Genomic DNA, 14,209 nt, shown 5'->3' with positions numbered 1-14,209 from the left:
CATATTAAAACATTATCTTTGTATACCACAATACACATACACTACTAATTTATTTCAATCCACTTTTATAGCTCGAAAGCATGCTGTCTATTAAATCATGTACAGGAGATTTTGGCGTACCTTTCCATGGATAGTGATGCATTCTCAAGTTTGCGCCTGGATTAATCTCCAAAACTGCCGGCTCTTCATCATGAAACGATCTGAATAGAATGTCTACTCCTGCAGTAGATAATCCCGAAATAGCGGCTACTGATTTTTCTGCCAACTTTTTCATACTGTCGTTTATCAGATGACTAACTTCATAACTGTCGCCTCCAAGAGATATATTGGAAGAGAAGTGCAAAAAAATCAATTCGTTTTTTTCTGGAACTGTGTGTAGATTATTTCCATTTAATTCAAGGTTGTATTCTAATGTTTCACTAATTTTAATGGGGAGGAGTTTTAAATGTGGATTTACACGCCTTATATTGTTTTTCTCATCAATCAGCTCTTTAATGCTCAGTTTCCCATCCCCTATAATATTGCTCGGAACCCTTAAAATAGCTGAATTAAAATGTCCTTCAACTATCAGCATTCTTGTTTCAATACCAGGCAGCATAGGTTGTATCAGAACTTTGAATTTTTGAGTGGTTTTCTCATATGCTTTCAAAGCTTGCTTCCACGCAAAATCAAAGTTGGTAGGATCTACATTCAATGTGATACCCCGTCCTGCGTTCAGGTTATATGGCTTTATTACCATAAGGTGCTTACTTTCATTGACCATAGACTTGGCCTTTTCGTATTCTTCCATTTCGAATATTGTAGAACGTGTCGTATTTATGTTTCCATCAGCTAGTATCTTTTCTGTTTTCAACTTATTGTTGGCAGTGCGTATAGCTTTTGTGGTATTGGTTGAGGGACTCTGTCCATGTAAGAAACCAAATGGCTTATTCCTATAAATCATCTCAATAGAAGCTTTTTCCACCCTTTTGGAAGAACAGTATTCTAGATTACTCAGATACTTTTCAGCCAAGCCAAGCGTTCCACTCGTACCTTTATCATAATGATTGATTTTCATATCAAGCAGTTCATTTTGTAGAACTTGCCTCAAAATATTAAAGTCCATAAGCCCCCCTGATTGGTGTCAATTTTTTTATATTCACTTTTTTATACATGAACTTTACGGTATTCCTTCAGATAGGTGTAACTCAGCACTCCATTACTCAGATTCACATTAGTAACGGAACCTTTATTGCAGTTGTATAGAGCGGTTATAAAAACATCTTTCTTTGTAACCTTGCTAAAAGACACTTTATTGATTTTATCATAATTTGAAAAACTTCTAGAAACCTTGCCTTCTAATAATTCAGTGCCACTGCTTTCTTCGTTTAACATAAAGGACTTCAATATATATTTATCGTTCCCAATATGTATTTCATATGCGAAATCTTCGACTTTATCTACATTCGCTTCAGTATTAAAGTGAAAATTCTGCTTGAATATTTCGACCTCTGAGCCCGAAACATGATCTATGATAAATAGTATATTGTCTTCAGTAAAGACAGAATGACGGATGATGTTTATATCAGTATAAAGCTTATTTACACCTGATATAATTTTATGCTTCCCTTTTTTCATGTATTTACTGATTTTCAGCCCGAATTGCTCTTCCATGGGATTACTCAGATGATAATCTTTTCCGCTGACACTAACGGTATTATGAGCATCAGGAGATACAAGGTACTGCCTGATTGGATCATCCTTTTTATAGCTGTATTTTCCCGAGTCAATCAAAACATCGTGTCCATCCAAGTACAAGGTAACAGAAAGATCGTCCCTATGCTTATGCGTCATACTGTGGTAACCAGATTTAAAAGTCATCCATCCACTATTAATTCGCTTTTCATTATTTTTATTTTGAAGTATAGCTATACCTGCATCATAATCTATAAAGTCTGCATAGTTTTTAGTGACATTCTTTTCTTGGATCGTTCCTGTGTCGCCGATAAGAGGATAACTACAGTCAGGTTTCATGATATAAGTTCTATATAATCTTGCTCTTTTTAGGAGTGCAGTTGCATCTTTACCCAAAGAAAGAGCCAACTTATCTAGCGTCTTTTCTATATTGGTTAGTAGTATAAGAGCCACTCTATGGTACTCAGGAGAATTTTCCAGATGTACACCTTTTCTTGAGAAATCTCTGTATAAAGCATATTTAATTCTATACAGAACTTTATCGACATATGCAGTTTTCAAATTCTCATCGCGTAAATGACGACTTGCGTATAACAAAGCATTATCCATCATCAGTCCATGGTTATTTAGTTTATAGTTCTTTTCATCATTCAGGTATTTACAGTGTGCAAGCAACATATCATTGAACATATTTCTTTCAAGACCTTCGCTCTGATGGCTTTCTTGAAAATCTATAATATTTATGATTCTGGATGACACTGCATGCTCATTCCAGGCGTGGTTCAGACTGTTTTCTTCTTTATTATTCTCAATCCAGTTTTCTATCAAGGCTTTTCCATATTGCGTATAATTGTTTACCCCAGTGCTACAAAGTCTTGTAAAGTCCTTTAAAATATTTAAACTGTGCAGATACGTCTGATAAGTATTTGAATTATGAGAATGGACATAGTCCCAGTCAATTCCATCAGTTACATCTATAGTGTCCAGGTTATATTTTACCGTTAAAGCCCCCTTTAAATATGAATCTATTCTTTCTTTGGATATCTTTACATTCTTATCATATTGTGACATGGCTAACTCCTATTTGAAATGGCCTAATTATTAAAATCCAGATAGAGCCGTGCTGCCTTTATCCACGATGCTTTTTCTTTTCTTGTATGCACTTTGATTTCAATATCAAAGTATTCTTCCGAAGGTAGGTCATATTGTCTAGAGTTGAAGAAATCCAAAACATCCCTCTCCACTTTATCGATTTCAACACTGACGTTTCCTCGACCTTTTTCGTTCTCGTACATCGAGTTTATAGAGATAGACACTTTTTTCACACTGAAGTTAATTAGTTTTATCTTGTATGTCTTGTTTGGATCTAGTGGTAATTCTTCAGGCTCTATCACATACATATTATTTTCCTGATAAATTTTGACTCCTTTTGAGTCGGCTGGTAGTACTTTGTAGTGATCAAACATTTTTTTGCCAACTTGATTACTACCTCCTCTTTTAAGAAGATAATATTTTTCTTCAAGTCCTGGGGCAGAGTTTAAAGGGAAATAATTCAATACTGGCCAATATGACGATATTAGATACTTGCCCACGCTCTGGTTTTGTCTATCTTCAAGTGGTACAGATAACAATAATTCAATCAATTTTCGAGAATTGAATAAATTAAATACTTCCATTGTGTTGTCCGTTTCCTGAGTAATATTGCTTTGGAAATTCCCTAACCTTGACTCCAGAAAAACGAGATCTAATAAGTGATAATTCTTCGAAGTATTCTGGTTTAAATCAACCCTTTTCAGGTAGTCGCTTATTTCATCAAAATACTTACTATAATTCTGCTTCTTCTTAAATTCTTCCGGAACCCATTTTTTTATTCCAGATAGTAAATTTTCCATATTATTAGCACTATAAAGCTTTGTAGGAAACGATGATTTACCTATAGATTGAACTGTAGATTTTATATGTAATGCACCGTCAAATTCACTTGTTCTATTCAACAAATAACTTAGTTGATAAGAATGCTGGGAAGACATGGTCTCTTTAAAAGTTCTAATATAATGCAACTGTTCGATTTCATCATTTGTAGGTATAATATACTCTTTATGTTTGAGGTTGAGGTTATGAGCGATATTTGAAGTGATCTCTCTATCTTTTTGATAAGCGTTTAACATAGACTCGGATTTAATGCTCTTTTGCTGCTTTATGTACGTAAAAAATTCCATATCGTATACCAAAGGTTTCAAGATGGCTAAACTTATCCTTGAATCGACCCCACCTGTTATACTGACCTTCTTATTTGGTTGCAATGAAAGCCATTTTATTGTTTCTTCTAAGTATGGTTGCATTGTTTGTACGACATCTGCTACAGGTTTTATACTTTTATTAGTTCGAGGAAAAATTCTCTTCATTTTGAATGCATGGTACTCCAGCTCAATAGAGGGATTAAGCTTGTAAATACCCTCTGTGTCTGTCCAATCCATCGCATTTTTCCTAACATAAGAAGAAGTCTCGATTTTTTCATTATAATGTTGAGATAAAGCCTCCTTTATAATATATTCGTGACTTGAAACAATTTTATGTGTTTTATTATAAAATATAGGTTTCATACTTGTTGCATCAGGATAAATCAATAATTCATTGCTAGTAAAAATAATTATGATATATCTACCATTAAGATAATTCATATAGTCATACCAATCATTTTTGCCATCTAATTCAGTCATATTTTCTATAACCTTATAGTCAAAAATATTTGAGTCATTAATATCAAAACAATAACCTAATAAGAATATTGTAATATTGTCTTTCTGTACCATATGGTAGTTATAGTCTGAGGAAACAAAAAAATTTACCTTCCCGAATTTGTATTTGCCAAAACCATTAAGTTGTTGTATTTGTGAAGAGATAACAAAAGCCTTATAAGTTTTTCTATCTAATTCCATAAACTTTCCTCACTTGTCAATTTGTTTAGCACATTTTTAAAACTGTAGAATTAATCTATAAACTTAATATTCATATAGAAATTGCAAGACTATTATATCAAATATATAGGATATTTTAGGAAGATAGCAATCATTAGTCATAAGTGTTAGTATCTTATATATAATCTTATAAGGAGTAGTTAAAATGCTCTCAAAACCACCAATTTATCCATTCGGATACATCTTTTCCGACGAGGTTATAGAAACTGTCCCTGAAAATTACGACTATATTATGCTATTGGAGAAATACTATTATTACTATGATGAAAGTATGACTACAAATATTCTTGAAAAACAAGATTACTTTATTATTATTCATGGCGATTTTGTACATGTTGGTATAAATAGTGAAATGAGCAAACAAGTATTGCTTAATCATTTATTAATAAGTTATGAGAAAAATTATGATGAGTTCCTGGATACATTAGATTTTATAGGTGGACGCTTTGTAGTCATTGTGGGTAATCGTGAAACTGTTAATATCTATCCCGATGCTACAAACACTAGATCTACCTACTATACTACCAAAAAAAATATTGTTGCGTCCCATGCATTTATATTACAAGATATATTCAAGTTCGATCGGGTAGATTTTTTTAGTACACTGCCTTCAGCTACAAATGCATTATTAAACACCCCTTTTAAGGGTATAAAGAGCCTTATTCCTAATCATTATTTTAATTTTTATAGTAAAAAGCATAAGCGATTTTTCCCCAGGAAAAACAATAAATATTCCGAATTATCAGAAGAGAAGAAACTTGAACTTCTTGAGCATTTTTTAAAAGGTCAACTAGATTACTTCTTTTCAGAAGACACTAACTTTATCCTATCTCTTACAGGAGGTGGGGATAGTAGAGTATTCCTAGCTCTTACGAGAAGCTATATGGATAGAATACATTACTTTACTTATGCTACCACAGACGGAACAGATAACAGTACTTTCACATCAAGTACGTTGAGTATGGATTACAATATTGTAAAAACAATACTAAAAGACATTCCGATAAATCATACATTCTTTTTTTACAAAGACGATAATAAGCATCTTACTACCGCTGAAGAACAAGCTTTAATCAAGAATACTATAGGAAGACACTCAGCATTTTTAATACCTTACCTGCGCGATATGTATCCAACAGATAATCTCAAACACATCAGAGGTAACTTGATGGAAATAGGGGAGACCTTTTATTTTAAAAAGGACTATCAAAATAGTAATATAAAGAACGCAAGAAAAGTGTTTAAAAATGAGCATAGAACTGAGAGTGCTCACAATCAAGAAAAGACTTTGGATGAGATGTTTAATGAGTATATTTCAGAAATCCAATATGACCAGAATTTGTTTGATTATCATATTTTAGACATGCAATATTGGGAGTTAAGAATGGGGCGTTGGCACACAGAAATACTTAATACTCATGATATAGTATGTGATACCATTAACCCTTTTAATCATAGAGCAGTAATTGATCTATCACTATCTTATTCTTATCCAAAACGTAGAAGCAGATATTTTCAATATGAACTTATAAATAGAAATTATCCTGTGTTAAATTTTTATGGCTTGAATAATAATAAGAATTTATACGAACAATTCAGGGACACCATTCTGAATCTTAAATAGCGATAATATAAAGCAGCCTATTAAGAAATTATATATTTAACATAGTTAAATTATTTTATGATTTCTTCAATATCTACATGTTCAGATATTGAAGAAATTATTTGTATATACATCTTTCGCATCTAAGATTAATATATTTATTCATTAATATTTAGAAGACAAAGTAAGATAATAGTAAGTAAGATACAAATTTTAAACTTCCGGTGCTAAATAGAAAGAAAAGTCTGCGGATCATGATGTGATTCTATATTGGCATTTTTCATGAATTCTAAGTCAGTTATTTTCCAAGTATGTGATTCAAGATTGTTAGATCTATATATACAGAAATTATAGGGGTGATCTGCATAAATCACAGCTTTATCCTCTTTTATTCTTCTTAAAAAGTCACTATCTTCACCAGTAGGTAAAAAGGAAAACATATATTTTTTCATAGTGCTGCTTTTGCAGAAGAATGTAGCTCCCATTACAAAATCATAATATTTTCTTCTAGTGTTTTTATGCCTACTTACTACTAATCCACTTCCCTCAAAAAATGTATAAGTAGAAAACTTTCCCACCAAGTCAGCATTACTATATTTAGCTGATATCCATGAGTCTATTAAATAGTTGCTGTAATAGTAATCGTCATCATCCATTTTGGCTACATATGGATATTTTGTTCTTGCAATAGCACTATTTAAGCAATAACCTAAAGGCATTTGATTAGGCACTTCAAGGATCTCCAGGTCAATATCTTTTGCCTTTTTATATATACTACTTTTTTCTTGTTTACTAAGTTTAAAACCATGCGTAACAAGAATAACTTGTAGTTTGACAATATTTTGTGAAACTAGACGCTTGATATAATCATTAAGATTACTTTTTCGATTTGTAGACGTAATTACACTTACTTCTATTTCTCTTTCTGTCTTTAAAGCCAATTCATATAATGAGTTATAATGAATAAATGTATTATTAATAAATACTTTCCTTTGTAATGGTAACAATGCTTTATCCATATAGTATTCGTCTTCTTTCATAATTGTAACAAAGTTCAATATAGCTTCTTCCTCATCAACAAATGAGAATTCCGTTGACACTCTGTTATCAAAGTAGAATACAACAGTATTTTGTAATATAGCTATTAACTCAAGGTATTTTAAAAAAACCTTATCAAATTGATGAGCGTTGTAAATATACAAGCATTTGGATTGTTTTATTTTTTCAAATATTTCCAATAGAAGTTTACGTGAAAGATTATCAAAAACTATTTCTTCTCTTTTGGGATTTAGAACACTATGAAATTTTTGTATATTCTCTGTTCTGCTTAGCTTACCTTTATTTAAATAGATGACGTCTATTTTTTTTATGGATTTAATGGGATTGAATTTATGCTCATTTAGAGCAATAGGGATTGTTACACTGTTATAATTCTGAGTTTTTTCTTTGTGATCAATATCAATCTCTATAATAGGATATTCATAAAATAAATTAAGTATACTCTTTTGAGAATTTTTAATAACAATCACTTTGATTTCATGTAATTTAAGATGAGCAAGAAAGCCACCAAGCTCTTTGCCAAACCAAATGTGATCATTTTCATATATATCATTATCAATAAGTAGTAACTCTATCTCGTTAATTTCCATATATTCTCTAAAATTTGAGTTGGGAACCTGAAAAATATTAAAATCCTTTTCTAAAAATTGTTTGCTTAGATAGTTAGCGATAATACCTATATTTTTATAGTTCTCTTTAAGTTCTTTTAGAAAACTTGGATTCACTCAAATCAACCCTAACCTATAAATAGTTATTTTTAAAGCGCATCGTTACCGTGGGTTTAACATTTTTCACTATTAAATATTCGCATTATATGCTTATTCAGGAAAGCATGATATTCCTCTTCTTTTGAGTACCCATCGTGCAAATCACTGATAGATTTATATTCTGGTATAATATAAACTTTTTTCAATTTTTGACTTAATAAGTCTTCAAAAGTTTCTGTATAAAAATTCAAAAAGTTAATTTCTTCTATGTTTTTCTTTAAAGTCCTTTTACCATCGTCATTTAATTCATATTTAGGAGATCTAGACTGATTAAGTATTATCAATTCATATGAAGATAGATAATCTACAAGAATGTCGACATATTGATTGATATTTATAATTTTCTCTTCATATGAAAGGGTTTTGCCATCGCTCCATTGATAACCGTACCTTTTTAGAACCGCTCTTTTAGTCAACACTCCTTCTTCAAACTTAATTAGAGGTTTTCCTTCATGCAATAAATCTAAGACAATAATGCTACTTTTAGAAAATTTATGAAACCTTCGTAACCTCTTATGGAAATCAGTTTTGATTTCCAAGAGTTCGTAGTTACTTGTAAAGCTATTAAGTTTACTGTTATCAACTCTTACGGCTTTTTTTACCTGACTATCTATAGTAGTACCTATAAAGGCATTATTTATTTCAACATTTAAGTCAAATCTAAGATTAAGCATATTTATTAGTAATAACCGGCTTCCATATACATCAACCTTCATTATTTACCTCCTTATTAGAATAACATTTAAAACAGATAAGCACATTAATGGAAAAGCAAATCACTTATTTCATTATATTTAATATTTCCACTCTTATAATATGGTTTATATATTTGGTGTATTTTCTCAATTAGACAAAATGCTTCTGCTTTATCTTCCTTTGCAGTTTCTCTAAAATAGCTAATATAATCTTCCATAAAACTTGTTGGGTATATATTGTTGGCATAGAAATCAATTAAGTCAATGACTAGCAATTTCTCTACACGCTTTTTCTCTTTTTCAAATGCTATATGAAGTTTTACCAGATTTGATTTAGTACTTTGCGTGCCAAGTGATTTAAAATTAGTATAATATCCTTTATCAAATTTGAAAGTCTTTGGACTTTTTTCTTTCATATTTAATAAGAAAATTTCATCATCATTTTCCAAATCTGTGTCGAATTTAACATTATTGTTTCTTACAAACGAAGTTTTTAATATCATTCCTTCGATAGATGTGTTAAGGAAAAGTAAATCATCATTTAATTGGTAGCTTATCTCTTGTGAACTATTATCATTTTCTGCATATACCAAATCCGACCAATTGTCTTCCTTTAAATATTTATATAAACGTTTGAAGTTATCAATATGAATTTGATTCTGCTCACTCATAAATGTAAAAAACTTTGTTTCCATATTATCAAGGAGGACATTATTAACAGAATTTAAGTTCATGCTTTCTTCTTCCAATCTATGTACATGCAAGTTATTGTACCTAGTAAGCAATCTATTTAAAATCATATTTTGCTGTTTATCCAGAACTTGATTATTAAGTAAAACCACCTTGATAAGCTTATCTAATCCAGCATTCTTTAAACTTAAGAGTAGTTTATCCTCAATATATTTATACTCACCATCCATCCTAATAATTATTGTAAGTAATCCCTCTGGCTCAATATCTTCATAATTATTTATTTCATTAATTTCTGTAGCTGGTACATTAAAATAACTTAAGCTAGAGCTCGAATCTAAATAGGTATTCAATGAACTTGATTTAAACATAGACTTGCTTTTATCAAACTCCGCATTAGTTACATACTGATACTTGTCTTCGCCCATGAAAACGATATCTGCATTAGTGTAAGCGAAGGTAGAAAGTAAATTTTCAATATAGTATTCTCGATAGCTAATATTATTATTAAAAAAAGCTACAAAATCATATCTTGAGTTATCTACTGTGATATCATTGAATTTTTTTCTATCAATGTAACTTACATGTTTATAACTCTGTCTGTTATAAGACTTCTTTGCATTTTCTCCATCACCTACGATTAATACCGAAGCATTTTTTAAACTAGTTGTCATACCTAAACTATCCAACATTTTTTTTACTCTGTGAAATGCAGAGTGGTTGAGCATTACATCACTTATTCCTTTGGCTATCAAACGTTTCTGTTCTTGAAAACTTATCGTTGTCAGAAATTTCTCTACATCTTTTCTATCGCTAGGAAATTGAATATGCGGAAAATTACTATGGACACCTTTATTAAAGTTACTTATTATTATGTTACCCATCGCTTGTAATTCATAGACTCTATTTGCAAACATAGTAGAAGAATCTTTAACAGAATTAAGATTGATGCCCCACATAGTCGCTTTATGTAACTTCATAAGCCTTTCATGAGGTAATGTTGCAGAAATGTTTCTTATTAGATATGAGGGGAAATGATATCTTTCCATCTTTCTTTCATACTGACGATCAATAATACATAGATCGTAATTTGTTTTATTTACTCCTTCAAATATATCTAAAGCGTCTCTATTTCTTTCTGGATATCTTTTCATCCAACTGCCCGCAAAAGTAATTTGTTTATTCAAGTAGTCATTGGACATGTCTTTACCTATAGGATTATGATATAAGGGATTGACACCAAATTCTAAATAATCTACATTCTCATTTTGTGTATCTCTTTTATAATCATCGACTGATTCAATTGCTGATGTAAATATAAAATCACATTCTTTTGCTAGAGATAAATACTGGTTATAGCTTACCGGATCCTCTTTAGAGTAAAATACAGTTACAATGTTATTCTCTTTATAGCTTCTAACCAATTCTATTAAAGCTTTTCTCTTCTGACCATTAGGGTTTGCAACATAGTCCCAAGAGTAATCTAGACCTCTCCAACTTGAAACTACTAAAAGAATATCAAAAGTTTTATTTACTTGAATATCACCAGTATATGGAACATAAAAAAAGTTCGCGGTATCTTTTAATGAATAAAACAAAAATTCATCACATATTATACCAATGTTAATATTGTTTTTCTTATATAATCCTGACTTCACTGTATCTGGACTTTCAAAATTGTCTATTATTTTATTTAGTTTATCAGTAATTCCAAATTTAGTAATAGATGAATAGTATAAGTCAGAATTTTGTTCAGCTTTAGCCATTCCAACTTCTTCTTCAGTATTCTCAAGGATTTTTCTCATCACTTGTTTATTAGACATATTATTCATAATTTCCACCCTTTTAATATGACCTTGTTAATTTTTCTCACCAGCTTTAGAAAGTAATTAGTACAATTATCTTAAATTAAATCTAATAGATGGAAGATATATATTGGTTCTTATGTAAAAAGACAGTCATAATAAGACTGTCTTTTTAACTTTATTTTTAAAGTTTTTGTATGTTGCCATAATTATAATATTTTACTTCACTGAAGTCATTCTTCATAACATTTTTAGTATCAAAAATGAACTTGTTTTTCATAGTAGAAAAATCTGCATCGTTCATATCTCTAAATTCACTGTGATCACTCAGTACAAGCACAAGTGAGCTATCCTCAACAGCTTTATTCACATCTTTTTCTACCCAGTCGAGTTTGACATGAGGATCATATGCGACGACTTCAAGTCCTTCTTCTTTTCTAAGAAGTTCATAGATGTCGAATGCTGGAGATTCACGAATATCATCAACATCCCCTTTATATGTCAATCCGAACACAGTGACTTTATCGCTATCCATCTTGCTGAGAATCTCTTTCGTATAGTCCACAACATACTGAGGCATGGAGACATTAATATCACGTGCGAGTTTGATAAGTTGAGATTTCTCAGGTGCTTCTGCAATGATAAAGTATGGATCGACTGCCAAGCAGTGGCCGCCTACACCAGGCCCTGGAGTATGAAGATTTACACGTGGATGCTTGTTAGCCATCTCAATCACTTCATGAACGTTGATGTCCAGCTCATTACAGATCTTGGCCAATTCGTTTGCAAGTGCGATATTTACATCACGGTAAGTATTCTCCATGAGTTTGGACATTTCTGCCGTTTTAGCATTTGTCTCAATCATTTCGCCTTTAACAAAAGTACCATAGACTTTCTTACCTGCCTCAACACACGCAGGTGTCATACCTCCTACAATCCGATTATTGTAGATTAACTCATGCATGATTTGACCTGGCAATACACGCTCTGGGCAGTGTACCACAAATATATCTTCACCGATTTTGAAGCCCTGCTCTTCCAGATAAGGTGCAACGTGATCATCCATTGTTCTTGGAGCTATCGTTGATTCTACGATTACCGTATCCCCTTTTTTCAGAAGTGGTACAATACTTTTAACACCTGACATCACTATGGAAATATCGCAGGATTTAAATTCATCATCCTTGTTTGGTGTAGGTACTGCGATGATATATGCATCTGCCTCTTCTGGTGTAGTTGATGCCTTGAATGTACCTTTTTCAATCACTTCTTCCAAAGCTTCCTGCAGTCCTGGTTCTTCGATATGGATCTGACCATTGTTCAGGCTATCTACTGCTTCCTGTTTAATATCCACTCCAAGAACTTGTACGTCATGTTTGGCGAACATGATGGAGGTTGGAAGTCCGATATACCCAAGACCAATTGTAGTTAGTTTCAAATCGTGACACCTTGCTTTCTCAATATTATTTGCTGATTACTATTATACCAAAACTGTTTACATTAAAAACCCCTAAATATGCTAAGGTATCAAGTTTACAGTAACATTCAGAGCTCCAATACAGATACAAAATTATTTGCAATAATTGCAATTATAAGATACTCATCTATCCAAGTAAAATGTAGTCTAATCTTCAGCAACTACTAGCCACATGATGCTTCTTAATATAGTATAGAGTGACAATGATTATATCATTTAACCCAAAAATTTAAGAGGTGCACAGTGGATATAGATATTATTGGCAGTTCTCTTACTAAAGAACTTACAGATTTTAAAAATTTTCCTTATAAAGTAAAACATATTATTGAAAATCAGAGTATCAATTCTTTGTTCTCCAAACCATTCAATATAGAGATGGCTGAATTGAATACGGATGATCTGGCAGAAATCACTAATGCATATAGAGATTTGAATAAAACTCACGTTAAAAAATTGGAAAATGATCCAGCTCAAAATATGATGATCGATCTGACAAGTGAATTGAATGATATATGCGAAATCAACGGCTCATTCTACAACGTTTCTTCGGTATCTTTACTTTCACAGCCTCCTGAGTATTGGAACCTTGCGAGGATACAGAAGTTCAGAAATCTTAAGTTATACTTGGATAAACTGGTCAATCTGCTTGGCAACTATGAAAAAGTAATATTATTAAAAGTTTCAGTTCATTCAAAAGAGGACCAGGAATTCCTTGATTCACTTTATACATTATTGCAGAACAAATTGGATAATTTGCTAGCAATTACACTACCCGAACTACCTGAAAATAGAAACTTGTTTGATGCACCACTTGAATACTACAATGATATAAATAACATGATTAGAAAGCTGGCATCAAATAACTATAACGATCAGCTATTATTTGATGAAATTCATAGCGATGATCACTTATCCGTCTTTATAAACTATATTGAGTCGAGAGAATATATTTACGATATATACAAAGATGGTAAACCGATATTCTCATCTGCACCAACAACTTCAAGGACTTTTGGATTTACATTCGAACAACCTGGAAAGTACAGAATCAGGGTCAACCCTGTAAATAGCAATGTTGAACCCAGGTTTTCCAGTACTTATGACTGGCCAGGCAAAATAGATCAGCTGCAGAAATTCAATTACATCGAATTACCTGAAAAAAATAATGACTGGAAGATAGATATCTTATGCTATCATTATGATATTCTTGGACTAATTGGCAATCCATATAAGTATCCTGAGGGTTATAATAATATCCCTGTCTATTTGGAAGCGGAAGTTGAGCAGCAAGATATACTCTATTCAAGTCAGATTACCGACCAAGTCCTGGTAATGGCAAATGATTTAGATAGCATCTCTTTTAAAGTTATCATGGATAAGTTTACTGGACAGAGTCAAGATGAACCTCTTGTAAAATACCTGTACCATTTAATTGAAAACCCTGAAGCTGATGTATAATCC

Annotated in this window: 9 protein-coding genes; 2 read left to right on the top strand and 7 right to left on the bottom strand. The window is 31.7% G+C overall.

The genetic code is table 11. From position 1 onward, the window contains the following. Nucleotides 1–49: 49 nt before the first annotated feature. The 3 genes from FO441_RS00985 to FO441_RS00975 are packed head-to-tail and all read right to left on the bottom strand — an operon-like array spanning nt 50 to nt 4,613. A complete protein-coding gene (locus FO441_RS00985) occupies nt 50–1,105 on the bottom strand; it encodes an ATP-grasp domain-containing protein (RefSeq protein ID WP_145284498.1) in 1,056 nt (351 codons plus the stop codon). 41 nt (nt 1,106–1,146) lie between these two features. After that, entirely contained in the window at nt 1,147–2,745 is a 1,599-nt protein-coding gene (locus tag FO441_RS00980; protein ID WP_145284495.1) for a heparinase II/III domain-containing protein, read from the bottom strand. A gap of 23 nt (nt 2,746–2,768) precedes the next feature. Beyond that, nucleotides 2,769–4,613, bottom strand: a complete 1,845-nt coding sequence (locus FO441_RS00975) for a hypothetical protein (protein WP_145284492.1) — start codon at nt 4,611–4,613, stop codon at nt 2,769–2,771. 184 nt (nt 4,614–4,797) lie between these two features. Between FO441_RS00975 and FO441_RS00970 the strand changes: the two genes are divergently transcribed. Then, complete coding sequence (locus FO441_RS00970; protein ID WP_145284489.1) at nt 4,798–6,276, top strand: hypothetical protein; 1,479 nt, start codon at nt 4,798–4,800, stop codon at nt 6,274–6,276. A 206-nt stretch (nt 6,277–6,482) separates the two neighbouring features. Here the strand turns inward: FO441_RS00970 and FO441_RS00965 are convergent, their stop codons facing one another. From FO441_RS00965 to FO441_RS00950, 4 genes are all read right to left on the bottom strand, one after another. Continuing rightward, a complete protein-coding gene (locus FO441_RS00965; protein WP_145284486.1) occupies nt 6,483–8,039 on the bottom strand; it encodes a hypothetical protein in 1,557 nt (518 codons plus the stop codon). 56 nt (nt 8,040–8,095) lie between these two features. Next, on the bottom strand, nt 8,096–8,797 hold the full coding sequence (locus tag FO441_RS00960; RefSeq protein WP_145284483.1) for a hypothetical protein: 702 nt from the start codon (nt 8,795–8,797) through the stop codon (nt 8,096–8,098). 44 nt (nt 8,798–8,841) lie between these two features. Then, nucleotides 8,842–11,298 carry a CgeB family protein gene (locus tag FO441_RS00955; protein WP_186365435.1) on the bottom strand — a complete coding sequence of 819 codons (2,457 nt, stop codon included), beginning with the start codon at nt 11,296–11,298 and terminating at the stop codon, nt 8,842–8,844. A gap of 157 nt (nt 11,299–11,455) precedes the next feature. Beyond that, the gene (locus FO441_RS00950) at nt 11,456–12,709 is read right to left on the bottom strand and encodes a nucleotide sugar dehydrogenase (protein WP_145284477.1); all 1,254 of its coding nucleotides are present in this window, start codon (nt 12,707–12,709) and stop codon (nt 11,456–11,458) included. A gap of 282 nt (nt 12,710–12,991) precedes the next feature. Here FO441_RS00950 and FO441_RS00945 point away from each other — a divergent pair, with 282 nt between their 5' ends. After that, entirely contained in the window at nt 12,992–14,206 is a 1,215-nt protein-coding gene (locus FO441_RS00945) for a hypothetical protein (RefSeq protein ID WP_145284474.1), read from the top strand. Nucleotides 14,207–14,209 lie beyond the last annotated feature (3 nt).

Origin of the sequence: Salinicoccus cyprini (assembly GCF_007713705.1) — a bacterium.
Taxonomy (GTDB): domain Bacteria; phylum Bacillota; class Bacilli; order Staphylococcales; family Salinicoccaceae; genus Salinicoccus; species Salinicoccus cyprini.
The sequence above is the reverse complement of the archived record's forward strand: the minus strand, read 5'-3'. Positions and strand labels throughout refer to the sequence as shown.

Excerpts from the sequence above, each read along its gene's own strand:
- FO441_RS00985 (WP_145284498.1), bottom strand. The coding sequence starts at position 1,105 with ATGGACTTTAATATTTTGAGGCAAGTTCTACAAAATGAACTGCTTGAT.
- FO441_RS00970 (WP_145284489.1), top strand. The coding sequence starts at position 4,798 with ATGCTCTCAAAACCACCAATTTATCCATTCGGATACATCTTTTCCGAC.
- FO441_RS00980 (WP_145284495.1), bottom strand. The coding sequence starts at position 2,745 with ATGTCACAATATGATAAGAATGTAAAGATATCCAAAGAAAGAATAGAT.
- FO441_RS00960 (WP_145284483.1), bottom strand. The coding sequence starts at position 8,797 with ATGAAGGTTGATGTATATGGAAGCCGGTTATTACTAATAAATATGCTT.
- FO441_RS00975 (WP_145284492.1), bottom strand. The coding sequence starts at position 4,613 with ATGGAATTAGATAGAAAAACTTATAAGGCTTTTGTTATCTCTTCACAA.
- FO441_RS00955 (WP_186365435.1), bottom strand. The coding sequence starts at position 11,298 with ATGAATAATATGTCTAATAAACAAGTGATGAGAAAAATCCTTGAGAAT.